Origin of the sequence: Pseudoclavibacter caeni, assembly GCF_008831125.1 — a bacterium.
Classification (GTDB): domain Bacteria; phylum Actinomycetota; class Actinomycetes; order Actinomycetales; family Microbacteriaceae; genus Pseudoclavibacter_A; species Pseudoclavibacter_A caeni.
The window spans coordinates 1-26,388 of sequence record NZ_WBKA01000007.1 but is presented as its reverse complement, the minus strand read 5'-3'; the positions used below and the strand labels follow the sequence as shown (position 1 = coordinate 26,388).

Below are 26,388 nucleotides of genomic sequence, written 5' to 3'. Positions count from 1 at the left end.
CCCGCTACCGCAGCGCGAGCCGCTGCTCGTGCAGCACTTCGAGAGTCGGTGCCTGCTCGGCGGCGCCGGTGCCGGGCTTCGTGGCGATCTGGTGAGTGAACGAGTCGATGCGGCGGCTGGTGTCGCGCAGATCGTAGTAGGTGGTGACACGCTCGTCGTAGGCGGCCAGCGCGTCCGCCTGCGCGTCGAGATCCGGGTAGCGGTCGACGCCGATGGTGAGCGTCTCGGGCAGGCGTGGCTTCAGCTGCGGCCGCTGGTCGGGGTGGCCGACGATGAGGCCGACGAGCGGGAACGTCCGCAGGGGCAGGCCGAGCGCCCTGATCACCCGCCGGGGGTCGCCGCCGATCGACCCCAGGTACACGGTGCCGAGGCCCAGCGACTCGGCGGCCACGACCACGTTCTGCGCGGCGATGAGCACGTCCTCGACCCCCTGCAGGAACAGCGGGGTCGTCTCGAGCACCGCGAGGTCGGCCCCCTGTGCCTCGCGGATGCGGGCGTTGCGGTGCAGATCGACGACGAACACGAGCAGCTCGCCGCGATCGCCGCCGACGTACGGCTGCCCGCTGGCCAGGTGGATCTGCTCGCGCACGGCCGGATCCTGCACCCGGATGACCGTGCGCTGCTGGTAGAAGCTGCTCGTCGGCGCCTGCGTCGCCACCCGCAGCAGCGTGCGCATCATCGCCTCGTCGACCGGCTCGTGTGTGAACGCGCGGATGGTGCGGTGGGCGAGCTGGCCGGCGATCGTCGCATTCGGGGCGGTCTGCTGCTCGACGGGCTGCTCTGCGGGGTGCTCGGTCTGCGTCATCGGGATGCTCCTTCGCTCTGGGCCGATGATGACATCATGCGCCTGACGTCGCGGGGCTGACCAGTCACGCCACGCAGGCCCGACGACCGCCGGGTAACAGTCCGGCAACGACCGGCCCCGCACCCTCCCGCGACGCACAGGCCATCCCTAGACTGGGAGCGAGTCGCCGGCGCGCCTCTCCGGGCACCGCCAGCCCTCGCCCACGGCGTCAGGTCGGCGGGCACGGGCCGACTCGCCGCACGACCGGGAGGAGGGGCCATGACGGACGCCGACATCACCATGCTGGCAACGATCCTGCTCATCGTCGCGGGTTCGCTGCTCGCCCTCGTCATCGGGTTGCTCCTCTTCTACCTGGTCATCCGCGAGGGCGTGCGCGAGGGCATGCGCCGGGCGCTGCGCGATCACGAGCTGGAGAGGGCCGAGCGCCGCCGCGAGGAACAGCGCCGGCGGGTGAGCGGAGCCGTGTCGACCTCGACGCCGCCGCGTCGCCCGGCAGTCGCAGCGGGCGCGTCCGCCGGCGCCGTGGCCGCACCGGCCTCCGCGGCGCAGGCCGTCGGCAGTGCCGGCTCCGCTGTCGCCGGCAGGCCCGCCGAGCCGGGCACGCTGACCGGCGGTATGCGGCTGCCGCGTCGGCTCTGGGGGCTGCGGTCGCTGCGCGCGCGCCTGCATCGCATCGGGGCCGAGCGTCGGGAGGCTGCGGCTGCCGAGGCCCGGACGTCTCCGGACCGATCGACCCCGGCTGGAACGTACGCGACGCCTGGCGCCGCGGGGGATCGCACGTCATCGACGGCCTCGAGCCGGCGCGCGGCGAGGGCCGGGGGCGCCTCGAGCCGAGGGAGGTCTGCATCCACTGCACCGGCGACCTCGATGGATCAGGCCTCCCGCCGGTCGATGATCGCCGCGGAGGAGACCCAGCCGGTGCAGCGGGCCTCGTAGCCGGCCGGGGCAGGACGGCCCGACACGCCAAGGCTCCAAGCGTGACCTGTGCCCACGAGCGCTCGGGAGGTGACCGCGGCCGTCGAGCGGGGCTCGTCACCCAGCCCCGGATGTGCGTGGTTCAGACCACGGGGCGGCCGGTGAGTCATCCTCGGCATGCAGCCCAGGCCGCCAGGTGCGTGGTTCAGGTCACCGATCCATGACCCGGCCACCATCGCGTGCCCCCAGTCGGATTCGAACCGACACTGCGCCGATTTTAAGTCGGCTGCCTCTGCCAGTTGGGCTATGGGGGCGGGCCCCACGGGTTCGCGCGAGCCCGGCAGGCTCACGTGTTGCCGCGCGTCCCGTGCCGTCGCCGCGGGCACGATCGACATCGACTCTACTCGACGGGCCATCGCGCCCTCACACGGTTCCATGAGGGGGCAGCCACGATCGCGACACCTCCCGCGCCCACGACCACCCGTGCGCCATTTCATGGCTCATCCGTGGCTGCCCCGTGAGCCTCTGGCGTGAATCCGGCTGTGGCCGGGATGGGCCGGGCTCGGCAGCACGGGGGCACGGGGGCAGGCCTGAGCGGAACCAGGGCAGGGCCGGGGTCGGACAGGGCCGGGCAGAAGTGCAGTGCTGAACAGGTCCGTGTGCATCGAGACAGGGCGCGACCGCTCCCCGCGCATCCACAGCCGTGCGTCACCGGACCACCCGCCCACAGGCCAGCTCGACCAGCCCCGCACACCAACTCCCCGGGTAGAGTTGGAGGCACCGCGACCGCGACGCCGACACCGCGTCGACCGCGTGCACGCGCCGGGCATCCGGTGCCGCCGCCCCCGGAACGAAGGAGACCCTGTGAACGGAGGAGTGATCGCCCTCATCGTCGTGATCGCCCTGGTGGTGATCATCGGCATCTGGCTGTGGGCCACATACAACGCGCTGGTGAAGCTGCGCATGCGCGTGGACGAGGCCTGGAGCGACATCACCGTGCAGCTGAAACGCCGTGCGGATCTGCTGCCCAACCTCATCGAGACAGTCAGGGGTTACGCGAAACACGAGCAGGGCGTGTTCGAGCAGGTGACGCGCGCCCGGGCCGAGACCGCGGGCGCGGCGACGCCCGCCCAGGCGACGGTCGCCGAGGGCCACCTGCAGGGCGCGCTGAAGAGCCTGTTCGCCGTCGCCGAGAACTACCCCGATCTCAAGGCCAACCAGAACTTCCTGCACCTGCAGCAGGAGCTGGTCGACACCGAGGACAAGATCCAGGCCGCCCGTCGCTTCTACAACGGCGGTGTACGCGAGCTCAACACGAAGATCCAGACGTTCCCCACGAACCTGATCGCGGGCATGTTCAAGTTCACCGAGCGCGACTTCTTCGAGGTCGACAACCCGTCGGCCATCGCCGAGCCGCCGCGCGTGCAGTTCTGACCCGCCGATGTATCGGGCGATCCGTCAGAACAAGATCAACACCGTGCTGATCATGGCGGTGTTCATCCTCATGATCGGCGTGCTCGGCTATCTCGCCGCCCTCCTGTTCGGCGGCGGGTGGTCGACCGTCATCGTCGCGCTGATCATCGCGTCGGTCTACGCCCTGATCCAGTACTTCATGGCCGGTCAGGCCGCCGTGGCCATGAGCGGGGCGCGGGAGATCACGAAAGCCGAGAACCCGCGGCTGTGGCGCATCGTCGAGAACCTCGCGATCACCACCGGGACGCCCATGCCCCGCGTGTACATCATGGACGACCCCGCCCCGAACGCGTTCGCCACCGGCCGCGACCCGAAGCACGCGATCGTGTGCGCGACGAGCGGCATCCTCGATCTGCTCACCGACCGCGAACTCACCGGTGTGATGGCGCATGAGATGGGGCACGTGCGCAACTACGACATCCGCGTGAACATGATCGTCTTCGGCCTCGTCGCCGCGATCGGCATGGTCGCCGACCTGCTCATGCGCATGAGCTTCTGGAGCGGGCTGAGCGGCGGACGCCGCGAGGGCAACAACGGCGGCGCCAACCCCGTCCTGCTCGTCCTCGGCATCCTCGCCGCCGTGCTCGCGCCGGTCGCCGCCACGATGGTGCAGCTGGCGGTCTCCCGCCAGCGGGAGTACCTGGCCGACGCCACCGGCGCGCTGACCACCCGTGACCCCGAGGCACTCGCCAGCGCGCTCGACAAGCTGCAACGCTACGCCCGGCCACTGCAGCGGGCGAACACCGCGATGGCGCACATGTACATCGCCGACCCGCTCAAGCCCGGCCTGATGGACCGCCTGTTCGCAACCCACCCGCCGATCCCGGATCGCATCCGGCGCCTGCTCGACAACGCGGACCGGTTCTGACCGCTCCTCCGCACCAGATCGCCCGCGTCTGGCCCGATCGAGCCATCACAGCCGACCGGGCCGTGCCCGCGAGGCCACGCCGCAAGACGCCCGGCACGAGACTGCCTGCGCACACCGCCAGCTGCGCCCCCACACGCGAGGAGGGGATCCGCCGGATGGCGGATCCCCTCCTCTTCATGCGCTCGAGGCGCTCAGCGTGCTCGGACGCTCAGCGCCGGTGCGGCGGCCGGGTCACTTGGCCGCGGGCTTCGCCGGGGCCTTGTCGTCGCCCTTGGCCGCAGGCTTCGGCTTCGGCCGGGCCGCGTACTCCTCGAAGAAGGCGCGCGGGCTGACGACGAGGCCGTCGCTGGCCACGTCGCGGCCGACCCACAGCTGGTGCCACCAGTCGCCGAACACGCGCCACTTGCGCTCCCACGTCGGGATCGCGAGGCCGTGGTAGCCGCGGTGGAACGCCCAGGCCACGAGGCCCTTCAGCGCGAAGCTCTTCTTGCCGTTGGTGAACACGCCGTTGCCCACACCGAGGCCGGCGACCGCGCCGGCGGGCTTGTGCTCGTAGTCCACCGGGGCGTCGCCGCGCAGCACGGCGACGATGTTCTTGCCCAGGCGCTTCGCCTGGCGCACCGCATGCTGGGCGTTCGGCACGCACGAGCCGTCGAACGGCAGGCCATTGCCGGTCACGTCCGGCACCTGGCAGGAGTCGCCGGCGCCCCAGACGTTCTCGAGGATGCCCTCGTCGGTCTCGGCGCGCAGGTCGGCACGCACGCGCAGGCGGCCGCGGGGCTCCAGCGGCAGGTCGCTGTTGCGCAGCACGGGGTTGGCCATCTGGCCGGCGGTCCACACGATCACGTCGGTCGGGTAGCGATCGCCCTTCGAGGTCTCCACGACACCACCCTCGGCGTTGGTGACCTGCGTGCCCAGGTGCACGGTGGCCCCGCGCCGGGCGAGGTCCTCGACGACCCACTTGGCGGTCTCGAGCGAGACCTCCGGCATGATGCGGTCAGCGGCCTCGATGAGGTGGAACTGCACCTCGCTCGGGCTGATCTCCGGGTACTGCTTGAGCAGCCGAGTGGCCAGGCCGCGCATCTCGGCGAAGCCCTCGATGCCGGCGAAGCCGCCGCCGACGACCACGAAGGTCAGCAGGCGCTGCCGCTCCTCGCCACGGGGTAGCCCCGCCGCGCGGTCGAAGTTCGTCATCATCCTGTTCCGGATCCACACGGCCTCCTCCACGGCCTTCAGGCCGATGGCGTTGTCCGCGATGCCGGGGATCGGGAACGTGCGCGACACTGCGCCGATCGTGACCACCAGGATGTCGTAGTCGATCTCGTAAGGCTCCCCGCCCTCGGGTCGCACGGTGACCTGCTTGTCGGCGTTCGAGATCGCCGTCACCTTCGCGTTGACGATCTTCGTCGTGTTCAGGTGGCGACGGTGCGGCACCACGACGTGGCGCGGCTCGATCGACCCGGCAGCGACCTCCGGCAGGAAGGGCTGGTAGGTCATGTAGGGGCGAGCGTCGACCAGCGTGACCTCAGCCTCTCCGGGGTTCAGCAGCTTCTCCAGCGTGCGCGCGGTGTAGAAGCCCGCGTACCCGCCACCGATAATCAGGATCTTGGTCACTGTGTTCCTTTGCAGACTTGATGACGTACTCATCCCAGAGTACTCCGGCGGCGTCGGGGTGGGCAGCATTACTGTGCCAGATTGAAGCGGTCCCCGGTCGAGACGCCGTCGCGTCCCGCCGGACGCGCGCAGGTGCCGGTCGCCGCGTCCCAGCCGACCTCGTCGAGCACCAGGTCGCCGATCGGGTTCACGCCGGGGCCGGCCGCGAGGGCGTGGGCGACGAGCGCGTGCAGGCACTTCACCCGCTGCGGCATGCCGCCCGCCGAGACGCCGGCGATCTCGGGCACCTCGCCGTGCGCGGCCCGGTCGCCCAGGTAGCGCTCGTGCGCGGCCCGGTACGCGGCCGCGAGCGCCGGATCGGCGGCGAGCATCGCGTTGTACACGGCCATGCGGCCGTCGGCCTCGAGGCGACTGGCCGCCTGGACGAGCGCTGGATGTGTCAGGTAGTAGAAGGTCGGGAACGGGGTGCCGCCGGCGAGCCGGGGCGCCGTGCACACCACTACCGGGGTGCCGTCGCCGGTGCGGGCGGCGACGCCGAGCACCGACCGCATGGGACGGCCGACCTGCTCGGCCATGATCGCGAGATCCCGGTCAGTCGCCGGCGTCATCATGGCGTTCATCCCTCGTCTCCGTCGCTCTGGTCGGGCTGGTCGCCCTGGCCGTCCGCACCGCCCTGCTCGGGCTGGCCCGCGGACGCGTCCGCGCCCTGGCCCGACCCGTCACCGCCGAGCTGCTCGTCATCGGCGCCGAGGGGCGCGTCGCCGGTGCCGGCGCTCACGATCGAGGCGCCGAGGACGTCCTCCCAGCGACTGTCGGACGAGGTCGCCTCCGCGGAGGGCACCGCGTCCTGCGCGTCGGTCGGCTGCCCGTCGGCGCCGACGACCACGTACGTGGTCTCGCCGGGGACGACGAAGTACAGCCGCTGCCGGGTCTGCGCGCGGATGTAGGCGGGGTCGTCCCAGCGCGCCCGCTCCTGCTGCAGCGCGTCGAGCTGCTCGCGCTGCTGGTCGACCTGCTGCTGCAGCTCGGCCCGCTGGCGGTCCTGCTCGATGTACAGGCGCACCCCGGGAGTCACCACCGCCGCGGCGGCTACGAGCGTGACGACGAGCGCGACCGGGAACAGGCGCAGCCGCGGCCGTCGCGGCCCGGCCCCCGGCCGGCGCTCGTCGCCCGCCATGCTCAGCCCTGCTTCGCGAAGCGCGGGAAGGCGTCGTGACCGGCGTACACGGCGCGGTCGCCCAGCCGCTGCTCGATGCGCAACAGCTGGTTGTACTTCGCGACGCGCTCGCTGCGCGCCGGAGCGCCGGTCTTGATCTGCCCGGCGTTGACCGCCACAGCGAGGTCGGCGATCGTGGTGTCCTCGGTCTCGCCGGAGCGGTGCGACATCATCGTGGTGTACCCGTTCGCGTGTGCGAGCCGCACGGCGTCGAGGGACTCGGTGAGCGAGCCGATCTGGTTGACCTTCACGAGGATGGAGTTGGCCACGTGCTCGTCGATGCCGCGCTGCAGCCGCTGCGGGTTCGTCACGAACAGGTCGTCGCCGACGAGCTGGACGCGCCCTCCGATCCGCTCGGTGAGCGTCGCCCACCCGGCCCAGTCGTCCTCGTCGAGTCCGTCCTCGATCGAGACGATCGGGTACTCGCCGATGAGTCGCTCGTAGTAGTCGATCATCCACGCCCGGTCGCGACGCTCACCCTCGAACAGGTAGCCGTCCTCGGCGTGGAACTCGCTGCTTGCCGCGTCGAGCGCCAGGGCAACGTCGTCGCCGAGCCGGTAGCCGGCGCGCTCGATCGCCTCGGTGATCACCGCGAACGCGTCAGCGTTGTGGCCGAGGCTCGGGGCGAACCCGCCCTCGTCGCCGAGCCCGGTGGACAAGCCCTTCTCCTTCAGCACCGCCTTGAGTGTGTGGTAGACCTCGCTGCCCCAGCGCAGCGCCTCGGCGAAGGTCGCCGCGCCGATCGGGGCGATCATGAACTCCTGGAAGTCGACGTTGGAGTCGGCGTGCGCACCGCCGTTGAGGATGTTCATCATCGGCACCGGCAGGGTCACCGCCTCGTCGCCGCCGACGGCCTCGTACAGCGGCCGGCCGGTGGACAGGGCATTCGCCCGGGCGACGGCCAGTGACGCACCCAGGATCGCGTTCGCACCGAGCCGGCTCTTGTTCGGGGTGCCGTCCAGGTCGATCAGCGCCCGGTCGATGCCGGTCTGGTCGGCGGCGTCACGGCCGGCGAGCAGCCGGGCGATCTCGGTGTCGACCGACTCGACCGCGCCGAGCACGCCCTTGCCGAGGTAGCGGTCGCCGCCGTCGCGGCGCTCCACCGCCTCGTGCTCGCCGGTGGACGCACCCGAGGGGACGTCCGCGCGGCCGACGGTGCCGTCGTCGAGGGTCACCTCGGCCTCGACGGTCGGGTTGCCCCGGGAATCGAGGATCTCGCGTGCCGAAACCGAAACGATGCCTGCCATAGCTGCTGCCTCTCTGGGTCTCCGGGATCTCCCGGCGTCGGACGCTGCCGACGGTGGTTCTTCATCGCCCGGCATGGGCGGGATGAGCCGGACGCGGCCGAACGGGCCACCGTCCAGTCTAGCCGGGCGCGGCCTCCGGACGCCCGTGCCGCCTCGTCCACCCGGCCCGACGCCGAGCCCGTCAGCCGAGCGGCCGCACCTCGAGGTCGGAGAGATCCGTCGCGTCCGCGCCGACGCGGGCGAACGCGGTGTACCCGTCGGCGGCGAACTCGTCGAGCAGCCGGCCAACCCTCTTCGGCTCGGTCACCACGTCCACACGGGGATGGTCGGTGCGGGCCAGCGCCTGCGCCTTGATCGCGATGAGCCGCTCGGGCGCCGCATGCCGGTCGGCGAGCAGCACGAGCCCGCCCTCGACGCCGTCGCGATCGACGTCGACCAGGTCAATGATGCGCTCGAAACCGATCGAGAAGCCGGCCGCGGGCACCTGTGTGCCGAGGAACCGACCGATCATCCCGTCATAGCGTCCGCCGCCGCCGATCGACGAGCGGGACGCCGGGTGCGAGATCTCGTAGATCGTGCCGGTGTAGTAGCCCATGCCGCGCACGAGAGTGGGGTCGAACACGAGGGACGCGGCCACGGGCCGGCCGGGCACGTCCCGGTCGTCGACCGAGCCGGCCACGCCGCCGACCGCCGCGAGCGCGTCGGCGAGGGTCGCGAGGCTGTCGACCGCCTCGGGGGCGCGGATGCCGCCGAGCACCTCCTCGATGCCGGCTCGATTCAGCGGCCGGGTGCCAATCGCCTCGGCCCGCTCGAGGAATCCGCCGAGGCGAGCGGCCGGCTCGGCCAGCCCCGCGTCGCGCAGCTCGGCGAGCACGCCGTCCGAGCCGATCTTGTCGAGCTTGTCGATGCTGATGAGCGCCCGGGGGGTGTCGGCCGGGGTGAAGCCGGCGTCGGCGAGGATCGCGTCGAGGATGCGCCGGTCGTTGACGCGGATCGTCACCCCGGTGAGCCCCAGGTCGGCCAGTGCGGCCGAGGTGGCGGTGATGAGCTCAAGCTCGGCGAGGATCGTCGGCTCGCCGAGGATGTCGATGTCGCACTGGACGAACTGGCGGTAGCGGCCCTTCTGCGGCCGCTCGGCCCGCCAGACCGGGGCCGCCTGGATCGCCCGGAGCACCCGGGGCAGCTCGGCGTGATGGCTCGCGTAGTAGCGGGCGAGGGGCACGGTCAGGTCGAAGCGCAGCCCGAGGTCGGCCAGCTCCGCCTCATCACCGGTCTCGGCGGCGCGGGCGATGCGCTCGGGGGTGAGCCCGCGGCGCAGCACGCGGAAGGCGAGCTTCTCGTTGTCACCGCCGAGGCCCCCGGTCAGGCGCGAGAGCTCCTCCATCACCGGTGTCTCGATGCGGGTGAAGCCATGCCGCCGGTAGGTGGCGAGGATGCTGGAGAGCACCCGCTCTCGGCGGGCCTTCTCGGCGGGCAGGAAGTCGCGCATGCCGCGGGGTGGATTGATCTGCTGTGCCATGACTGTCCATCTTGCCATGGTCCGACCGGCCGGTTCCGCGCGGCCGGGCCGCCGTGACGCGGATGCGCCGGTGCGGACGCGCCGGGGGATCAGCCCCCGGCGTCGGGGGTTCATGCCTACGCTGAGAGTCGTGGACGAGTGTCCGCACGACGCCGGGGCGACGCGTACCGCCTCGCCCGCGGCGACGTCCGAGGCGGTGAGGCGAGGCCAATGGCGAAGAACGGCGCGAGGAACGGCGGCGCGAGGAACGGCAAGGGACAGCAGCGACGCGGCCTCTTCGGATGGCGCAGGCGGCCTGCCGACGAGGTGACCGTCGAGCGGCCCGTGCCCATGGACGGCAGCGCCCCGGCGAGCGATCCGCGCACCGTCGACGCCACGGTCCCGGCCGCGAAGGATCACGAGACCCCCGCGCGCCCGACGCCCGGCGAACCGATCGGCAGCCCGGACGGCTTCATCGCCTCCGCCCGGCCGCTGAGCCCGGACACCGTCGACGTGCCCGGCACCGCCGAGACCGGGGACGCGACCGTCGCGGACGCCACCTCCGACGAGTCCGCCGAGGGGCACGCGCCGCACGCGGACGCCGCGGACGAGCCCGGCATCACCTGGACGCCCGCGGAGCGGCCCGTGTATGACAGCGGCCAGGCTGCGGCCGACGCGGCCCGGATCGCCGAGGCCGCCGCCCGGGCACGCGCACACGAGGAGGAGCGGGAGCGCGCTCGTGCGGAGCGCGTGCACGAGGCCGCGGAGATCACGTCCACCACGACCGATGCCACGGCCGCCCACAGCGCTCCGATCGCCCCGGGGGAGGCTGCCGCATCCATCGCCACGGGTGAGCCCGGCACCACCGCCGAGGCACCGGGGACGTCACCCGACGAGCACGCCGCGGCCGACGCGGCGCCCGAGCGCGCAGAGCGGTCCGAGATGGCCGAGCCCACACCCACCGCCCCCACAGCCGCCGATTCAGCCCCTGCCGAGTCCGCACCTGCTGCTCCCGCTCCCGCCGCCGGGCAGCCAGAGCGACGGAAGCCCGCGCCCTTCGCCGCGGCCGACGCCGCGCTGGCCGCCCGCCTGCACCCCTCGGAGCCGACGGCGCGCCCGGCGGTGACCGAGCCGCCCGTCACCACAGAGCCGAACCCGGTGGCCGCCGAGGAGGCCGCGGTGAGCGCCACGATCGCCCGGGAGACCGACGCGGAGGCGCTGGCGGAGGGCGCCGCCCCGGCGGGCGTCGACGCCGCACAGACCGGTGCGATCGAGGCGACCGCCGAGACCGCGGCGATCGAGGCCGCCGAGACCGCCGAGGCAGGAGCGACCGCCGGCGACCGGCTGGTGATCACCCCCATCACGCTCCCCGCCGGCGAGGCCGCGCGGGAGTCGGGCGACGTGCCACAGGGCACCGGGGCGGATGCGACCGACACCGAGGCATCCGCCACGGAGCGGCCGGACCGCAGGCCGAGCGCCGCGGAGGCACTCGCCCGCGCCCGCGCGGCGACAGAGGAGCCCACCGACGACGATGCCGACGAGGAGTCGGCCGCGCCGCTGATCACCGAGCGCGACGTCGAGGTGCGCCACCTCGAGCGGGGCTACGGCCGTCGGCATCCCGTGCTCGTGGACGTGAGCTTCACCGCCCGCTCCGGCGAGGTCACCGCCATCGTCGGCTCCAGCGGCGAGGGCAAGACGACGCTCATGCACATCCTCGCCACCCTGCTGCAGCCGCAGGGCGGCACGATGCGCATCAACGGCATCGACGCCGTCGCCCGCCCCACCGACGCCCGGCCCTCCATCGGCTGGATGCCCGATCACGTGCCCACCTGGCCCCGGATCACCGTGCGCCGCACCCTGCTGACCTTCGCCCGCATGTACGGGCTCGGCCGGGCCGAGGCCCGCGCCCGGGTCATCGACCTGCTCAAAGCCACCGGCCTGACCGAGCAGGCTCGCACCCAGGCCCGCCTGCTCTCCCGCGGCGAGCGCCAGCTGCTCTCGTTCGCCCGGGCGATCGTCCACGACCCGCAGATCATCCTGCTCGACGAGCCCACCTCCGGGCTCGACGAGCAGGCCGCCCGGCTCGTGCGCCAGACGCTGCGCCGGCTCGCCGACGAGGGGCACACGATCGTGCTCGCGACGAACCGGCTCGACACGCTCGATGACCTGGCCGACCACGTCGTGTACCTCTACCACGGAGTCACCGCCTCCGCCGCCGAGGTCAACGATGCCGCGAGCGCACCCCGTCCGTGGCGCATCCGCAGCCTCGACCCCGAGGCGCTCGCCGGCGCGCTGCGCCGGTTCGAGACCCCGTTCACGCTGGACCCCGTGACCCAGTCGGTCGAGGTGCTGCTCGGCAGCGACGAGGCGGCGAACCTGCTGCTGGCCCGGCTCGTGATCGCCGGGGTGCCCGTGCACGTCTACGAGCCGGCGATCGGCCGTGTCGAGCAGATCCACCGGGCGCTCCTCGACCGCTCACCGGAGGACACGACCGAGTCGGTGCTAGACGCGCTCGGCGCCCGGGACGCCGCGGACCCGCCGGCCGGCACCACCGCCGCCGCCGCGTCCGTCACCGGAGCGCGTGCCCGCGAGGGAGAGGAGCGCTGATGCGCGCACTGATCGGACTCGAGATGCACCAGCGGCTGCATGCCCGCGGCTGGGTGCCCCTGCTGGTCATCTGGCTGATCGCGCTGGCCGGGATCACCGGCGGCGCCTGGCTGATCGCCTGGGCCACCGGGCAGGCCGAGGGCGAGTGGCTGTTCTCACTGCTCGTCTACGCGACCCTGTTCCTCGCGACCGTGCTGGTGCCCGCGCTGGCCGGCGGCTCCGTCAGCGAGGACCGCGCCTCGGGGGTGCTCGCCCTCGTGCAGGCCTCGCCGGTGCGACCGGCCGCGATCATCTGGGCGAAGGCCGTCGCCGCCTGGCTGGCCTCGCTCGTCCTCGTGCTCACCGCCGCGCCGTTCCTCGTGTTCGCCGCCTGGTATGGGCACGTGCACTGGCTGATCATCACGGTGTCGCTCGTCGCGCTGCTCGTGGAGCTCGCGTTCTTCGCGGCCGTCTCGGTCGCGTTCTCCGGCATCGTCACCCGCGGCGCCACGGCCACCGCGCTCAGCTACCTGCTCATCGGCGTGCTCACGGTCGGCACCGCCATCGCCTACGGGGCCGGGTCGTCGATGGTCACGAGCACCCGCAGCGTCCAGGTGAACCGCTACGTGGCCGAGCAGTCCACGTCCGCCGACCAGAGCGGTCAGGCGGATGCGTCGGACCAGGCCGACCAGTCGGGCACCCGCTGCCGCATGGTGACCGAGGAGCGCACCTACCAGCGCACCGATCTCGTCTGGCCGGTGCTCGCCGCGAACCCCTTCGTCATCGTCGCGGACGCGACCCCGGCCCGGTTCGGGCGCGGCGGCTCCGGCACGGCCGAGGGCTACCCGACGAACCTGCTCACCGCGATCAAGGTCGATCTGCGCGCGGCGCAGCACTCCCCGATCCCGACCGACACCGTCGACGAGTGCACGTGGAGCACCACCGCCCAGGACACCCCCGAGCAGCGCATGGCCGGCACACAGCCGGTGTGGTTCTGGGGCATGGCCGGTCAGGCCGTGCTCGCCCTGCTGCTGCTCGGGTGGGCGACCCATCGCGTCCGCACCCCCTACCGCCGCCCGTCGAAGGAGCGTCTTGACTGACCACGACACCGAGACGCCCCGTACGGACGACGACCCGACCGCGGCGTCCACCGTGCCCACCGAGGCCGGCACCGCGAGTGCCGCCGCCCGGACGGATGCGATCCCCACCCCGTTCGGGGCCGCCCGGCCGGGGCCGGCGGCGCATCCCGCGCTCGACGCGCTCGTCGGCACCGTCGACCGGCTGCTCTCCGAGGGCGGGTGCCCCTGGGACCGCGAGCAGACCCACCGCTCCCTGGCCCGGTACCTGCTCGAGGAGACCTACGAGACCCTCGACGCGATCGAGACCGATGACGGCTCACCCGCCGCGACCGAGGCGCTGCGCGAGGAGCTCGGCGACGTGCTCTACCAGGTGCTCTTCCATGCCCGGCTCGCCCAGACCGAGGGCCGCTTCGACATCGACGACCTCGCGAAGGCGGTGGACCGCAAGATGCGCGACCGGCACCCGCACGTCTTCGGCGACGCCCACGCCGACACGCCGGAGGAGGTCGTCGCCGTGTGGGACGCGGCGAAGGCCCGAGAGAAGAGCGACCGCACGAGCGTGCTCGACGGCATCCCGCAGGCGATGCCCGCGCTGGCGCTCGCCGACAAGGTGATCGGGCGGGCGCACCGGCTGGGACTGCTCGACGCGACCCGGCCCGGGGCGTTCGCGGTCGACACCGAGGAGGAGCTCGGCCGGCTGCTGCTGGCCGTGGTCGCCTCGGCGAAGGCGAGCGGCATGGACGCCGAGCGGGCGCTGCGGTCGACACTGCGCGACTTCCAGGCCGAGATCCACACGGCGGAGCGGGCCGCGGGCGACGCCGGGGTCATCGGGGTCGCCGAACCGTCGGAGGACTGACCCGGGCGCCGCTCAGAAGTCGTCACGGCGGCGCCGGCGGGCGTCCCGGCGAGCGCGAGCGCGAGCCTCGGCGGCGGCACGACGGCTCGCGGTGCGCTCGGCGAACGTCGGCGGACGCTCACCCGTGTGCGCGCCCTCGCCCGCGGCCGGCCGGGAACCGGCCGACCCGGCGGCGGCTCCGGCGGCGGCTCCGGCGGCGGGGTGTCCCGCGCCCGATGCCGTCCTCCCCCGGGCCGCACCGGAGGCACCGGCCCCAGCAGCACCGGAGACACGGGACGCTCCCGAAGCCCCGGACGCGCCAGAGCCACCCGTCGCGCCCCGTCGCGCCCCCATGCCGCGCGCGCCTCGCCGGGACGTTCCCGAGCCGGCACCGGCAGCATCCGCACCGGCCCCCTGTCTCACCGGCTCGAGGATCTCGAGGTCGGCGAGCAGCCCGCGCGCCCAGGCGATCAGCGTCGTGGCGTCCGCGGCGTCCGCATCGGCATCCGCACCGCCCGCACCACCGGGCGCCGAGCCGCCGGCCCCGGCGCCCAGCAGGCCGGCGTCCGACCGGCCGGCCGCGGCCGGGGCGTTCGCCGAGGCGAGCACCGCCTCGGGGATCGTCACGAGCACGCCCTGCCCGCCCGGCAGCCGGGTGAACCCGCCGTGCAGCCGACGCAGCCGCACTGCCATCGAGTCGGAGGGATTCAGCGGGGCGATGCGCAGCCGACCGCCGACCGCGACGACCTCCGAGAGCCCGGAGTCGGCGAGGTCGCGGCGCAGCCGGGCCATCGCGGCGAGGTTGCGCACGGCCTGCGGCGGCGCCCCGTACCGGTCGGCGAGCTCCTCGACGGTCGCGTCGATCGCGCCCTCCCGCCCGGACGGGCTCGACGCGGTGGCGAGCTTCTGGTACGCCTCCAGCCGCAGCCGCTCGGAGTCGATGTACGTCTCCGGGATGTGCGCGGCGACCGGCAGCTCGAGGCGCAGCTCGACGCGCTCGGCGTGGCCCTCGCCCTTGAACTCGTCGACGGCCTCGCCGACCATGCGCAGGTACAGGTCGAATCCGACCCCGGCGATGTGCCCGGACTGCTCGCCACCGAGCAGGTTGCCGGCGCCGCGCAGCTCGAGATCCTTCATGGCCACCTGCATGCCGGCGCCCAGCTCGTTGTTCGCGGCGATCGTCTCGAGCCGGTCGTGGGCGGTGTCGGTCAGCGTCCGCTCGGGGTCGTACAGGAAGTACGCGTACGCCCGCTCGCGGCCGCGGCCGACGCGTCCGCGCAGCTGGTGCAGCTGGGCGAGCCCGTACCGCTGGGCGTCGTCGACGATGAGCGTGTTCGCGTTCTGGATGTCCATGCCCGTCTCGATGATCGTCGTGGAGACGAGCACGTCGTAGCGGTGCTCCCAGAAGTCGACGATCACCCGCTCGAGCTCGTCCTCGCCCATCTGCCCGTGTGCGACGCCGATGCGCGCCTCGGGCACGAGCTCGGCAAGCCGGGCCGCCTGGCGGGCGATGTCGCCGACCCGGTTGTGCACGTAGAACACCTGGCCCTCACGCAGCAGCTCGCGGCGGATCGCGGCGGTCACCTGCCGGTCGCTGAACGCGCCGACGTACGTGAGCACCGGGTGCCGGGCCTCGGGCGGGGTGGCGAGAGTGGACATCTCGCGGATGCCGGTCACCGCCATCTCGAGCGTGCGGGGGATGGGCGTCGCGCTCATCGCGAGCACGTCGACGTTCGTGCGCAGCTCCTTGAGCCGCTCCTTGTGCTCGACGCCGAAGCGCTGCTCCTCGTCGATGATGACGAGCCCCAGGTCGTGGAACGTGATGCTCTTCGACAGCAGCCGGTGTGTGCCGATGACCATGTCGACGCTGCCGTCGGCCAGGCCCGCGATCGTGTCGCGCGCCTCCTTGTCGGTCTGGAACCGCGAGAGCGTGCGCAGCCGCACCGGGAAGCCCGCGAAGCGCTCCGCGAACGTCTCGGTGTGCTGCTGAGCGAGGAGCGTGGTCGGCACGAGCATGGCGACCTGGCAGCCGTCCTGGATGGCCTTGAACGCGGCCCGCACGGCGATCTCGGTCTTGCCGAACCCGACGTCGCCGGCGATGAGCCGGTCCATCGGGGTCTCGCTCTCCATGTCGCGCTTGACCTCGTCGATCGTGCGCAGCTGGTCGGGGGTCTCGGCGTACGGGAAAGCCTCCTCGAGCTCCCGCTGCCAGGGCGTGTCAGGCCCGAACGCGTGCCCGCGGGCGTGCGCGCGCTCGGCGTACAGCTTCACCAGCCCGACGACGATCTCGTGCACGGCCTTGCGCGCGCGCGACTTCGTGCGCGACCAGTCGGAGCCGCCGAGCTTCGACAGCTTCGGGTCCTCCCCGCCCACGTACCGGGTCAGCTGGTCGAGCTGGTCGGTGGGCACGTACAGCCGGTCGCCCGGGTGCCCGCGGCGGCTGGGCGCGTACTCGAGGACGAGGTACTCGCGCCGGTGCCGCCCCTCGCGTCCGCCGATCTCCCGGCTCGTCATCTCGATGAACCGGCCGATGCCGTGCTTCTCGTGCACCACGAGGTCGCCCGGATGCAGCTGGACCGGGTCGACCGCGTCGCGGCGCCGCCGGGTGACCTTCTTCGCCCCGGCCCGGGCGACCTGGGCGGCGCGCCCGTAGAAGTCCGTCTCGGTGATCAGGGCGAGCCGGTCGTCCGGCAGCTCCCAGCCTTCCTCGATGTCGGCGACGAGGACGCCCGCGACCCCGGGTTCGAGCGCGCTGCCGAGTGCGGCGGCGTCCGCGTCGGCGACCGCGAGCGGCCGGGCGGCGACCTCGTGCTCGGCGAGCAGGCGCAGCGTCCGCTCGGCGGTGCCTGGCCCGGCCGCGGCGATCGCGATCCGCCAGCCGGCGGCGACGAGCTCGCGCACGTGGTCGACGGCGCCGTCCGCGTCCCCGGCGAACGCGGGCACCGCGCGCCCGGCGATCGCGACCGAGCCGGTGGACGCGGAGGCGGCGTCCCCGGCCGGCGCGGCCCCGAACGGGGAGAGCTGCCACCAGTGGCGGGGCCGGGCGGCGCGGCGCAGCGCGTCGAGGTCGAGGTACTCGCCGCCGCTGAAGTCGATGGGCGCCTCGGCACCGGCGACGGCCGCCGTCCACGCCGCGTCGAGGAACTCGCGGTTCGTGGCGACGAGGCTCTCGGCGCGAGTGCGGGCCCGGTCGGGGCTGAGCACGGCGACCACCGCGTCCTCGGCCAGATAGTCGGTGACGGGCACGAGCCGGTCGACGAGCGCCGGGGCGAGCGACTCCATGCCCTCGACGGGGATGCCCTGCGCGAGCCGCTCGAGCATGCTCGTGAGGTTCGGGAACTCGTGCTGCATCTCGGCCGCCCGCTGGCGCACGTGGTCGGTGAGCAGCAGCTCGCGGGTCGCGCCGATCGTCACCCGGTCGAGCGCCTCGCCGGTGGTGCGCTGGTCGGCTACGTGGAACGGCCGGATCGTGTCGATCTCGTCGCCGAACAGCTCGATGCGCACGGGCAGCTCGGCCGTGGGCGGGAACACGTCGACGATGCCGCCGCGCACGGTGAACTCGCCGCGGCGAGTGACCAGGTCGACACGAGCGTAGGCCATCTCGACGAGCCGGGCGGCGAGCTCCTCGAGCGGATGCTCCTCCCCCACCGCGAGGTCGAGCGGACGGATGTCGGCCAGGTCGTCGGCGACCGGCTGCAGCGCGGCGCGGACGCTCGCCACGACGATCTGCACGGGGCGAGCGGGCGCCGTGGTCGCGTCCGCCGCGCGCGCGTCCCGCCGGTCGGCGAGCGCGCGCAGCACCTCGAGCCGGGCGCCGGTCACTTGGGGCGAGGGGCTCAGCCGCTCGTGCGGCAGGGTCTCCCAGGCGGGCAGCTCGCGCACCCGGGCGGCGGGCAGCAGGGCGCTCAAGGCGCGCACGACCACGTCGCTCTCGCGGGAGGTCGGGGTGATCACGAGGTACTGGTCGGTGACGTCGGCGGCGGCGCGGTCGACGCGGCCAGAGGGGGTGCCCCCGGCATATTCATCGATCATCGCGGCGAGCAGGGCCGTGCGCATCCGCTCGACGCCGACGATGCCGAGGTCGGGGTCGTCGATCGCGTCGCGCACGCGGGAGAAGGCGGCGGTGCTCTCGAACGCGGCGGTGAGCGCGGCGGCGGCCGTCGGGTCGGCAGGGAGGGCCGCGGGCTCGGCGGACGCGGGCTCATGGGCTGAGGTCGCGGGGGCCGCACGGCCCCCGCGACCCGGACGATCAGAGCGAGCCGGGCGGTTGGTGCGATCCGTGCGATCTGGCACGATGTCCTCCTCTGCAGCGCGACGGGATGCGGCCGTCGCGACCCGGTCGCGCGGATGCGACCGTGGGTCATTCAGGATCGGGGCGCGTGGACGCGCCGCTGGGCGGCCTCGAGCCCGTCGAGCGCGATCGCCTGGACGGCGTCCGCGGCGTCGGAGACGAGCATGGGCAGCTCGCGCCGCTCGACGGTGGTGAAGGGGCGCAGCACGTAGTCGGCGACCGGCTGCCGGGTGTGCGGGCGGTCGATGCCGACGCGCACCCGCAGGAAGTCGGGGGTCTTGAGGGCGGCGATGATGTCCCGCAGCCCATTGTGCCCGCCGTGGCCGCCCCCGCGTTTCAGGCGCAGGGTGCCGAACGGCAGGTCGAGATCGTCGTGGACGACGATGAGGTGGTCGGGGCGCACATGGTAGTAGCCCACGAGGGCGGCGACGGGGCCGCCGGAGAGGTTCATGTAGCTGCCGGGCTCGGCCAGCAGCATCCGATGCGGACCGGCCGTGTCGGTGGCGACCGCGGTCGCCACCGACGCGTTAAGCCGGCGCTCGCGCCGCAGCGCGCCAGCGTTCAGGTCGTCGGCGAGCCGCTCGACGACCATCCGGCCGGCGTTGTGGCGCGTGCCGGCGTGCTCGGGCCCGGGGTTGCCGAGCCCGATCACGAGCCAGGGGGCGTCGCTCACGCGGTCGGCGCGTCCCCGGCGCCCTCGGCCTCCGCCGCGGCCTCGGCCTCGGCGGCCTCGACGGCGAGCTCGTCGGCGGCGTCGCCCATGTCGGCGGCGCTCGGCACGATCACGGCGACAATGAGCGCCTCGGGATCGGTGACCAGCTCGGCGCCCTCGGGCAGCGCGAGGTCGCCCGCATGCACGCGGGTGCCCTCCTCGGCGCCCTCGATCGGCACCTCGATCTTCTCGGGGATGCTGATCGCCTCGACGCGCAGGGCGACGGTCGTGATGTCGAGCTCGGCGATCGTGCCGCCGACGGGCTGGCCGACCAGGTGCAGCGGCACCTCGACCTCGACCTTCTCGCCGCGCTTGACGGCCAGTAGGTCGACGTGCTCGATGACGCGGCGCACCGGGTCGCGCTGCACGTCCTTGACCAGCACGAGGTGCTCGTCGTCGCCGGCCTTCACCGACAGCAGCGCGTTGGACACGCGCAGCGCGAGCATCAGCTGGTGGCTGTCGAGGGCGACGTGCACGGGGGCGTCGCCATGGCCGTAGATGACCGCGGGAGTCTGGCCGGCGCGGCGCAGCCGCCGCGAGGCGCCCTTGCCGAACTCGGTGCGCACCTGCGCGTCGAAGACGTGATCCGTCTCCAGGGTGGTTCCTGCCATGAGTGTTCTCCTTCGTCCTGCACGCCGCCGGCGCCATGCCGGACGGCAGGCGCCCGCGGGATGCGGGCGCATGGTCATGGGACGGGACGGCCCCGTCCTCCTGCTCGACTCGAGCTCGTGCGCGAGGAGCGGGCGGGGCCCACTCTCACTGCGTCGATCACGGCCGCACGGATGCGGCCCTCGCCGAAGTACCGCCGGCCATTCTACGCGCGCGCGGCCGGCGCGTCCATGCCCGCCCTCAACGCGACGCGGCCCGGCGCCGGCGGATCAGCCGCCAGGCGACGGATGCGAGCAGCGGCGCGACGACGGACGCCGCGAGGACCGCGACGGTCGCGTTCGCCACGTGCTCGGCGCTGTCGAACGCGAGGCTCGCGACGAGCAGCGACACCGTGAAGCCGACGCCCGCGAGGATCGCGACGACCCACAGATCCGGCCAGCTGGCTCCGGCTTCACTCGACCCGCCGGGCGTAGATGCTCCGTCCGGCACGCCACCCGCGTCGCGCGCCGACGCACGCCCCGTCAGGCGGGTCACAAGCCACGTCACCACGAGGATGCCGAGCGGCTTGCCGAGCACGAGCCCCGCGAGCACGCCGATCGAGACGGGGTCGCCGGCGGCGTCCGCGAGCGCGTCGAGCCCCACGGGCACGCCGGCGCTGACGAACGCGAACAGCGGCACCGCCGCCCAGGTCGACACCGGCTCCAGCGTGGCGAGCACGCGGGCGGACGCGTCGGGGGCGATCGCGAGGCCGAGCGCGACTCCCGCGATGGTCGGGTGCACCCCGGAGCGCAGCGTGCACCACCAGGCGATCGCGGCGAGCCCGAGGCCCGAGATGGTCAGCGCCCACAGCGCGGCCCGCCGGCGCGGGAACCGGGGTCCGTCGGGCACCCCGCGCAGCGCGACGCGGCGTCCCGCGGTCGCCACCGCCCAGAACGCCGCGATGGCCGCCGCGGCGCCGGCGAGCCAGGCGAACGAGCCCCCGCCGGTGTAGAACACGGCGATCACGATGATCGCGAACAGGTCGTCCGCGACCGCGAGGGCGAGCAGGAACGCCCGCGCCCCGGCCGACACGCCGGGGGCGACGAGGGCGAGCAGCGACACCGCGAACGCGATGTCGGTCGCGGTGGGCACTGCCCAGCCGTGGGGCTGGCCGGCCTGGCCGGCGAGCAGGTTGACGAGCAGGTAGATGCCGGCGGGCGCCGCCATGCCGCCGAGCGCGGCGGCGATGGGCACCACCGCGCGCCGCGGGCTGGAGAGGCTGCCGGTGGTGAACTCGGCGCGCAGCTCGACACCCGTGACGAAGAAGAACACGACAAGCAGTCCGTCGGCGATCCAGGCGTGCACGGTCAGTGGGCCGTCCGCGGCGAGGGCCGGGCCGACCGGGGTCTGCAGCAGGGCGTGGAACCCGTCGGCCAGCGGGCTGTTGGCGAGCGCGAGGGCGATGACGGACGCGACGATGAGCAGGATGCCGGGGCGCGCGTCCGCCGGCGGGCGCCACCGCCGGGGGCGCGGGGCGGGTCGTCCCGGGTTCGCGGACGGGGCGGACGCCGCAGGACGGGCAGCGGCCGCGGACGGGTCGGAGGTCATGGCCTGGTTCGAGGGGTATTCGGGGGACGCGGGCATGGTCGACGGTCGCCTCCAGAGGTGGGCGCGGGATGCGCGAGCGGATGCGGACGAGGGCGCCGCACGCGCCCCCGGTCGACCAGACTTCCCGACTCACCATCCGGCCGAGGCCGGAACCGCCCCAGTCTATCCCGGGCGGGGATGTCCCGGCGGCACCGTCCGAACCGCCACACCCGTGCGAGCCCCGGCCGGTAGAATCCGGGCATGACCTCCAGTGCTCCAGCGTCCTCGTCCCTCGCGCTCCCCGACGACCTCGTGGGGCGGGCGAACATCGGCGTGGTCGGCCTCGCCACGATGGGCGGCAACCTCGCCCGCAACCTCGCCCGGCACGGCAGCGCCGTCGCCCTGTTCAACCGCAGCCCCCAGCGCACACGCGACCTCATGGCCGCGCACGGCGACGAGGGGACGTTCATCCCGACCGAGTCGATCACCGACTTCGCCCGAGCGCTGGCCCGCCCGCGCACGGCGATCATCATGGTGAAGGCCGGCGAGCCGACCGATGAGGTCATCCGGCAGCTGACCGAAGTGTTCGAGCCGGGCGACATCATCGTCGACGGCGGCAACGCCCGGTTCACCGACACGATCCGGCGTGAGGCGGCCGCCCGCGAGCACGGGCTGCACTTCGTCGGCGCGGGCATCTCCGGCGGCGAGGAGGGTGCGCTCGAGGGCCCGTCGATCATGCCGGGCGGCAGCGTCGAGTCGTACGAGACGCTCGGCCCAATCCTCGCGTCTATCGCCGCGCGGGTGGACGGCGAGCCCTGTGTGACCCACGTCGGCACCGACGGGGCCGGCCACTTCGTGAAGATGGTGCACAACGGCATCGAGTACGCCGACATGCAGCTGATCGGCGAGAGCTACGACCTGCTGCGGCGCGGCGCGGGGATGACCCCCGCCGAGATCGCAGACGTGTTCGCCGCATGGAACCGCACCGAGCTCGACTCGTACCTGATCGAGATCACCGCCGAGGTGCTGCGCCAGGTGGACGCCGAGACGGGGCTGCCGCTGGTGGACGTCATCGCCGACCGGGCCGGCATGAAGGGCACGGGCACATGGACGGTGCAGACCGCCCTCGACCTCGCCACACCGGTGACCGGCATCGCGGAGGCGGTGTTCGCCCGCGGGCTCTCCACCCAGACCGCTCCGCGCGAGGCCGCGCAGGCCCGGTTCACCGAGGCCCAGGGGTACCCGGGCGGCACGCTGGCCGTCACCGACCGTGCCGCGTTCGTCGAGGCGGTGCGGCAGGCGCTGCTCGCCGCGAAGCTCGTCGCATACGCGCAGGGGTTCGACGAGATCCGCGCGGGCGCCGCCCGGTTCGGCTGGGACATCGACCTGGCCGCGATCGCGCGCATCTGGCGCGGTGGGTGCATCATCCGGGCCGGGTTCCTGAACCTCATCGCCGCCGCCTACGACGGCGACCCGGCGGACGCTCCGGCCTCGCTGGTGCTCGCCCCGCACTTCGCCCGGCTGCTTGACGCGGCCCAGGGCGCCTGGCGTCAGGTGGTGGCGCATGCGACGCTCGCCGGCATCCCCGTGCCCGCGTTCGCGAGCTCGCTGGCGTACTTCGACGGGCTGCGGTCGCCACGGCTGCCCGCCGCGCTGGTCCAGGGCCAGCGCGACCTGTTCGGCGCCCACACGTATGAGCGCACGGATCGTCCCGGCGCCTACCACACGCTGTGGAGCGGGGATCGCTCCGAGATCCGGGTCGGCTGAGCACCTGCGGCAGCCTGCCGGCCAGGCCCGGCCAAGCCCCGAGCCTACCGAGCCCCGAGCCCGACCGGCTCGACGGCGCCCGACCGTCTGCGCAGGCCGGCCGCGCCCCGGTCACCTCGCCAGCCCACCGCCAGTCAGTCGAGTAGCAGTCCCGCCGCCCGGCCGACCTCGCGCATCCGCGCGGCGATCGTGTCCACGGTCTCGTGCGCGTTCAGCCCGCTCGGGTTGGGCAGCACCCACACCGGCACGTCGGCGATCGTCTCCTCCTGCCGGCCCATACGGGCGTGCGGACGCCGGAAGGCCGTCCGCCAGGCGGTGATGCCGAGCACGGCGATGGCCCGCGGCCGCACTCGCCCGACCAGAGCGACGAGCCGTTCGGCACCGGCGCGCAGCTCGGCGGCGTCGAGCTCGGCGGCGCGGGCGGTCGCCCGGGCGACGAGATTCGTGGACCCGAGTCCCGCGCGCATGAAGACGGCACGCTCCGCCGCGTCGAGCCCGTCACTGGCGTCGAGCCGCCGGTCGAGCAGCCCGGACCGCTCGAGCGCAGGCCAGAACCGGTTGCCGGGGTACGCGTACGGTGCGTTGACCGCCGCCGTCCAGAGTCCCGGATTGACGCCGACGAACAGCAGCCGGCAGTCCGGGCCGATGATGTCGTCGACGGTGCCGTTCTCATGCGCGAGCAGCTCCGCGCGGGTGAACCGGCGGCGATGCGGGCGGTTCGAGACCCGGGGGCTCGAAGTGTCCAGACGTCCGGGCTGGCCCATACCCTGCCGGGCAGGTTCCGGTCCGGCTGCGTCCCGCTGTGCCGAGCCGGTCGATCGCTCCCGTGCGGTCATCGCCGTGCCGCCTGCTCGTCCTGCCGCGCAGTCTGGCCGTCCATTCGCACACCCTGCGGCGCGTCCTGTGCGGCGCGTGCGTCCCGCCGTGCCACCCGCTCGCGCCGCGCGGCAAGGTCGCGGGCGAGATCCTGATCGAGCCAGGCCATCACGAGCCCGGTGAGCCGGTCGAGCTCCGCGGGACTGAGCGCGCATCCCCTGGGAATGCCATGCCATTTCGCGATGCAGCCGCGGCAGCAGGTGGCGGTGGCGTGCTGTGCGGTGAACACCGGGTGACCGTGGTACGGCGTCTGCCGTCCGTCGTTCCGCGGCTCGGCGGGGCCCACCCGTCCGGCGAGCAGGTCGCGGGCGTGCCGGGCGATCGTGTCGCGGCCGTGCTCGCGCGCATAGGCGGCGTCCGCGGCGTCGAGGTGGAAGCTCGAGCGGAACCGACTGCGCGCGAGCCGGTCGAGCACGCCCGGCCGGCCGGTCACTCGATGATCTCCCCCAGATCGCGGATGCTGAACTCGGCGTCGTCGTCGAGGTCTCCTCCCTCGCGCCTCGCCCACGCCTGTTCCGCGACTCCGGCGCGAACCGCCCAGTCCCGCGCCGCGGGGTCCCCGAGAGTCTTCAGCACGTCGGCGTAGGCCTCGAAGAGCCGGGCGCTGAACGCGTAGGCGGTGTCGGGGTCGAGCTCGGGGATCTCGAGCGCCTTCCGCGCCCGGTCGAGGTCGCCCTGGTCCCGCCATGCACCGCTGACGACGATCGCGAGCTCAACACGCGTCGCCGTGGGCAGCTCGGCGAGGTCGGCCTCCTCGGCGAGCTGGATCGCCTCCTGCGGCCGGCCGCGGCCCCGTTCCGCATCGGCGATGATCGCGAGGTTCGTCTGGTCGCCGGTGATTCGGCGATGCGCACGCAGATCGCGCAGCGCGGTGGCCCAGTCACCGGCCCGGTAGGCGGCGAGGCCGGCGATCTCGCGGACGACGCCCACGCGTCCGGCCCGATGCACCGCGGCCTGGGCGTAGGCGTGCGCCGCGGCGGGATCGTCATCGAGCAGCATCAGCGCCATCGCGAGCTGGCACGCCACGGTGTCGGCCTTCTCCCGGGGGAGCGACTTGAGCGCGACGCGCATGCTCATGGGGAGGTCGCGTGGCGTGATCGTCTCCGGCAGCTGCAGCTCGTCAGGACGCGTGCGACGCGGCGACCTGGAATCGTCACGGCGGCCACGGCTGTCGCCGCGATCATGGCGACCGTCACGACGGTCAGGCCGGTCGTGGTCACGACCCGACGCACGACGGCGGTCATCGCGGCGGCGGTCGCGCTGGTCCTCCCAGCGGCCGCCGTCCTGGCGGGCACGCCGATCATCACGCTGGTCATGCTGCCGGTCGCCCTCGTGACGACCATGCCAGCGACCGTCGCCACCACGCCGGTCGTCCCAGCGTCCCCGAGCGCTCGATCGATCATCGCGCCGGTCTCCGCGGAATCCGTCAGGGTCACGGTGTTCGTCTCGATGGGCACCGTTCCAGCCGCCGCGACCTTGGGAGCGATCCCGACGATCCTCCCAGTGACCGTCGCGCCCGTGTTCACGGTTCTGATGCTCACTGTGCCAGTCGTCACGCCCCCGGGGGCGGTCACGCCGGTCCTCCCAGCTGCCCCTGCCGCGTCGATCGTGCCGGGCACCGCCCTCGTGGCGATCGTCCTGTCGATCTCGCCAGCGGTCGTCTCCGCCGCGCTGCCAGCGACCGTCACGTCCACCGCGCCGGTCGTCGTGCCGGTCGCGGCGGTATCCCGAGCGATCCCCGTCCGAGCGGTGGCCATCGCCATGATGCTGCTCATTGCCGCGACGATCATCATGCCAGGTGCGCCTCTGAGGTCCGCCTCTGTCGTGGCGACGCTCGCCATCGTGACGGCGATCGCCGTCACGACCGCGTCTGGAGCCCTCATGGCCACGATCGAAATGGTCGTGATCAGGCCTGCCACCGCGTCCGGCGTCACGGCCACGCGAACGTCGGTCGTCCCGATGGCCGCCGTGGTCGTGTCTGGAACGGTCGCTGTCGTGATGGTCTGCCATGGTCTCCATGCTCTCAGGTGCTCGGTGATGAATATGAGGTCTGTGCACGATCCGTCATCGACTCCGATGGGATGTGATTCAGGCACCGCCTTTCATTGTGCCACCATGGCGGCGTGCGGCGGATGGGTGAGGAAGGGCATCGGTCGGGGTGAAGATGTGCCACCTGATGGCTGCGGCCCTGGCAGGAGCGAAGAAGCAGGCGGGTCGGGTGGTTGTCGAGTGTGTCGGCGGGGATGTGTCAGGCTGGCGTGGGGGCGCCCGGGTGGTGTGGCTTGGTGTGGTTGTGGGTGCACCTCGGGCCCGCGACCACTGGTGTGGTGCGGGCCCGAGGTGGAATGGGTGTCCGGCGGTGTCCTACTCTCCCACACGGTCCCCCGTGCAGTACCATCGGCGCTGTGAGGCTTAGCTTCCGGGTTCGGAA

The 26,388-nt window shown here is 73.4% G+C and carries 21 protein-coding genes, 1 tRNA gene and 1 rRNA gene; 7 read left to right on the top strand and 16 right to left on the bottom strand.

The window, feature by feature from the left end; translation table 11 throughout:
* Nucleotides 1-4 precede the first annotated feature (4 nt).
* Nucleotides 5-805: a nitroreductase family protein gene (locus tag F8O02_RS08120; RefSeq protein ID WP_158036747.1), complete on the bottom strand. Its 801-nt coding sequence runs from the start codon at nt 803-805 to the stop codon at nt 5-7.
* Between the two features lie 258 nt (nt 806-1,063).
* Between F8O02_RS08120 and F8O02_RS08115 the strand changes: the two genes are divergently transcribed.
* Nucleotides 1,064-1,741, top strand: coding sequence for a hypothetical protein (locus F8O02_RS08115; RefSeq protein WP_158036746.1), 678 nt, complete (start codon nt 1,064-1,066; stop codon nt 1,739-1,741).
* 219 nt (nt 1,742-1,960) lie between these two features.
* Here the strand turns inward: F8O02_RS08115 and F8O02_RS08110 are convergent.
* A tRNA-Leu gene (locus F8O02_RS08110) sits at nt 1,961-2,034 on the bottom strand.
* A 550-nt stretch (nt 2,035-2,584) separates the two neighbouring features.
* On the opposite strand from F8O02_RS08110, the gene F8O02_RS08105 reads away from it, so the two are divergent.
* On the top strand, nt 2,585-3,154 hold the full coding sequence (locus F8O02_RS08105) for a LemA family protein (RefSeq protein ID WP_158036745.1): 570 nt from the start codon (nt 2,585-2,587) through the stop codon (nt 3,152-3,154).
* A gap of 7 nt (nt 3,155-3,161) precedes the next feature.
* Complete coding sequence (locus tag F8O02_RS08100; RefSeq protein WP_158036744.1) at nt 3,162-4,061, top strand: M48 family metalloprotease; 900 nt, start codon at nt 3,162-3,164, stop codon at nt 4,059-4,061.
* A 231-nt stretch (nt 4,062-4,292) separates the two neighbouring features.
* On the opposite strand, the gene F8O02_RS08095 is transcribed toward F8O02_RS08100, so the two are convergent.
* From F8O02_RS08095 to F8O02_RS08075, 5 genes are all read right to left on the bottom strand, one after another.
* Nucleotides 4,293-5,675: an NAD(P)/FAD-dependent oxidoreductase gene (locus tag F8O02_RS08095; RefSeq protein WP_158036743.1), complete on the bottom strand. Its 1,383-nt coding sequence runs from the start codon at nt 5,673-5,675 to the stop codon at nt 4,293-4,295.
* Nucleotides 5,676-5,743: 68 nt separating this feature from the next.
* Nucleotides 5,744-6,295 carry a DUF501 domain-containing protein gene (locus tag F8O02_RS08090; RefSeq protein WP_225734226.1) on the bottom strand — a complete coding sequence of 184 codons (552 nt, stop codon included), beginning with the start codon at nt 6,293-6,295 and terminating at the stop codon, nt 5,744-5,746.
* Nucleotides 6,292-6,852: an FtsB family cell division protein gene (locus tag F8O02_RS08085; protein ID WP_158036742.1), complete on the bottom strand. Its 561-nt coding sequence runs from the start codon at nt 6,850-6,852 to the stop codon at nt 6,292-6,294. The genes F8O02_RS08090 and F8O02_RS08085 overlap by 4 nt, the downstream gene beginning before the upstream one ends.
* A gap of 2 nt (nt 6,853-6,854) precedes the next feature.
* Complete coding sequence (gene eno / locus F8O02_RS08080) at nt 6,855-8,138, bottom strand: phosphopyruvate hydratase (protein WP_158036741.1); 1,284 nt, start codon at nt 8,136-8,138, stop codon at nt 6,855-6,857.
* 181 nt (nt 8,139-8,319) lie between these two features.
* On the bottom strand, nt 8,320-9,657 hold the full coding sequence (locus tag F8O02_RS08075) for a histidine--tRNA ligase (protein WP_158036740.1): 1,338 nt from the start codon (nt 9,655-9,657) through the stop codon (nt 8,320-8,322).
* Nucleotides 9,658-9,867: 210 nt separating this feature from the next.
* On the opposite strand from F8O02_RS08075, the gene F8O02_RS08070 reads away from it, so the two are divergent.
* Genes F8O02_RS08070 through F8O02_RS08060 form a run of 3 tightly spaced genes read left to right on the top strand, consistent with a single transcriptional unit; the run spans nt 9,868 to nt 14,157 of the window.
* Nucleotides 9,868-12,243, top strand: a complete 2,376-nt coding sequence (locus F8O02_RS08070) for an ABC transporter ATP-binding protein (protein WP_158036739.1) — start codon at nt 9,868-9,870, stop codon at nt 12,241-12,243.
* A complete protein-coding gene (locus tag F8O02_RS08065; RefSeq protein ID WP_158036738.1) occupies nt 12,243-13,322 on the top strand; it encodes an ABC transporter permease in 1,080 nt (359 codons plus the stop codon). Before F8O02_RS08070 ends, F8O02_RS08065 begins: the two co-directional genes overlap by 1 nt.
* Nucleotides 13,315-14,157, top strand: coding sequence for a MazG family protein (locus F8O02_RS08060; protein ID WP_318655774.1), 843 nt, complete (start codon nt 13,315-13,317; stop codon nt 14,155-14,157). The genes F8O02_RS08065 and F8O02_RS08060 overlap by 8 nt, the downstream gene beginning before the upstream one ends.
* 12 nt (nt 14,158-14,169) lie before the next feature.
* Here F8O02_RS08060 and mfd read toward each other — a convergent pair whose 3' ends face one another.
* The 4 genes from mfd to F8O02_RS08045 all read right to left on the bottom strand — a co-directional run bounded on the left by mfd (nt 14,170) and on the right by F8O02_RS08045 (nt 21,335).
* Nucleotides 14,170-18,192, bottom strand: coding sequence for a transcription-repair coupling factor (gene mfd / locus F8O02_RS08055; protein WP_158036789.1), 4,023 nt, complete (start codon nt 18,190-18,192; stop codon nt 14,170-14,172).
* Between the two features lie 308 nt (nt 18,193-18,500).
* On the bottom strand, nt 18,501-19,100 hold the full coding sequence (gene pth, locus F8O02_RS09040) for an aminoacyl-tRNA hydrolase (RefSeq protein ID WP_179416273.1): 600 nt from the start codon (nt 19,098-19,100) through the stop codon (nt 18,501-18,503).
* Nucleotides 19,097-19,750 carry a 50S ribosomal protein L25/general stress protein Ctc gene (locus tag F8O02_RS09035; protein WP_179416272.1) on the bottom strand — a complete coding sequence of 218 codons (654 nt, stop codon included), beginning with the start codon at nt 19,748-19,750 and terminating at the stop codon, nt 19,097-19,099. The genes pth and F8O02_RS09035 overlap by 4 nt, the downstream gene beginning before the upstream one ends.
* A 238-nt stretch (nt 19,751-19,988) precedes the next feature.
* On the bottom strand, nt 19,989-21,335 hold the full coding sequence (locus tag F8O02_RS08045; RefSeq protein WP_179416271.1) for a Na+/H+ antiporter NhaA: 1,347 nt from the start codon (nt 21,333-21,335) through the stop codon (nt 19,989-19,991).
* 240 nt (nt 21,336-21,575) lie between these two features.
* Here F8O02_RS08045 and gndA point away from each other — a divergent pair, with 240 nt between their 5' ends.
* Nucleotides 21,576-23,081 (top strand): NADP-dependent phosphogluconate dehydrogenase, encoded by a 1,506-nt coding sequence (gene gndA, locus F8O02_RS08040; protein ID WP_158036736.1) that lies wholly within the window; start codon nt 21,576-21,578, stop codon nt 23,079-23,081.
* A 134-nt stretch (nt 23,082-23,215) separates the two neighbouring features.
* On the opposite strand, the gene F8O02_RS08035 is transcribed toward gndA, so the two are convergent.
* The 5 genes from F8O02_RS08035 to rrf form a co-directional block, all read right to left on the bottom strand.
* The gene (locus tag F8O02_RS08035; protein WP_225734224.1) at nt 23,216-23,917 is read right to left on the bottom strand and encodes a mismatch-specific DNA-glycosylase; all 702 of its coding nucleotides are present in this window, start codon (nt 23,915-23,917) and stop codon (nt 23,216-23,218) included.
* Complete coding sequence (locus F8O02_RS08030) at nt 23,914-24,390, bottom strand: DUF4186 domain-containing protein (protein WP_218859545.1); 477 nt, start codon at nt 24,388-24,390, stop codon at nt 23,914-23,916. The genes F8O02_RS08035 and F8O02_RS08030 overlap by 4 nt, the downstream gene beginning before the upstream one ends.
* On the bottom strand, nt 24,387-25,034 hold the full coding sequence (locus F8O02_RS09260; RefSeq protein ID WP_218859543.1) for a hypothetical protein: 648 nt from the start codon (nt 25,032-25,034) through the stop codon (nt 24,387-24,389). The genes F8O02_RS08030 and F8O02_RS09260 overlap by 4 nt, the downstream gene beginning before the upstream one ends.
* On the bottom strand, nt 25,031-25,732 hold the full coding sequence (locus F8O02_RS08025) for a hypothetical protein (protein ID WP_158036734.1): 702 nt from the start codon (nt 25,730-25,732) through the stop codon (nt 25,031-25,033). The genes F8O02_RS09260 and F8O02_RS08025 overlap by 4 nt, the downstream gene beginning before the upstream one ends.
* A gap of 576 nt (nt 25,733-26,308) precedes the next feature.
* Nucleotides 26,309-26,388: ribosomal RNA gene (rrf, locus tag F8O02_RS08020) — 5S ribosomal RNA — on the bottom strand; the annotation flags it as partial.

What these genes read in the sequence shown, in the direction of transcription:
- F8O02_RS08120 (WP_158036747.1), bottom strand. Translation starts at nt 805, where the DNA reads ATGACGCAGACCGAGCACCCCGCAGAGCAGCCCGTCGAGCAGCAGACC.
- F8O02_RS08115 (WP_158036746.1), top strand. Translation starts at nt 1,064, where the DNA reads ATGACGGACGCCGACATCACCATGCTGGCAACGATCCTGCTCATCGTC.
- F8O02_RS08100 (WP_158036744.1), top strand. Translation starts at nt 3,162, where the DNA reads ATGTATCGGGCGATCCGTCAGAACAAGATCAACACCGTGCTGATCATG.
- F8O02_RS08090 (WP_225734226.1), bottom strand. Translation starts at nt 6,295, where the DNA reads ATGAACGCCATGATGACGCCGGCGACTGACCGGGATCTCGCGATCATG.
- F8O02_RS08085 (WP_158036742.1), bottom strand. Translation starts at nt 6,852, where the DNA reads ATGGCGGGCGACGAGCGCCGGCCGGGGGCCGGGCCGCGACGGCCGCGG.
- eno (WP_158036741.1), bottom strand. Translation starts at nt 8,138, where the DNA reads ATGGCAGGCATCGTTTCGGTTTCGGCACGCGAGATCCTCGATTCCCGG.
- F8O02_RS08075 (WP_158036740.1), bottom strand. Translation starts at nt 9,657, where the DNA reads ATGGCACAGCAGATCAATCCACCCCGCGGCATGCGCGACTTCCTGCCC.
- F8O02_RS08070 (WP_158036739.1), top strand. Translation starts at nt 9,868, where the DNA reads ATGGCGAAGAACGGCGCGAGGAACGGCGGCGCGAGGAACGGCAAGGGA.
- F8O02_RS08065 (WP_158036738.1), top strand. Translation starts at nt 12,243, where the DNA reads ATGCGCGCACTGATCGGACTCGAGATGCACCAGCGGCTGCATGCCCGC.
- mfd (WP_158036789.1), bottom strand. Translation starts at nt 18,192, where the DNA reads ATGCGCACGGCCCTGCTCGCCGCGATGATCGATGAATATGCCGGGGGC.
- F8O02_RS09035 (WP_179416272.1), bottom strand. Translation starts at nt 19,750, where the DNA reads ATGGCAGGAACCACCCTGGAGACGGATCACGTCTTCGACGCGCAGGTG.
- F8O02_RS08045 (WP_179416271.1), bottom strand. Translation starts at nt 21,335, where the DNA reads ATGACCTCCGACCCGTCCGCGGCCGCTGCCCGTCCTGCGGCGTCCGCC.
- gndA (WP_158036736.1), top strand. Translation starts at nt 21,576, where the DNA reads ATGACCTCCAGTGCTCCAGCGTCCTCGTCCCTCGCGCTCCCCGACGAC.
- F8O02_RS08035 (WP_225734224.1), bottom strand. Translation starts at nt 23,917, where the DNA reads ATGACCGCACGGGAGCGATCGACCGGCTCGGCACAGCGGGACGCAGCC.
- F8O02_RS09260 (WP_218859543.1), bottom strand. Translation starts at nt 25,034, where the DNA reads ATGAGCATGCGCGTCGCGCTCAAGTCGCTCCCCCGGGAGAAGGCCGAC.
- F8O02_RS08025 (WP_158036734.1), bottom strand. Translation starts at nt 25,732, where the DNA reads ATGAGCAGCATCATGGCGATGGCCACCGCTCGGACGGGGATCGCTCGG.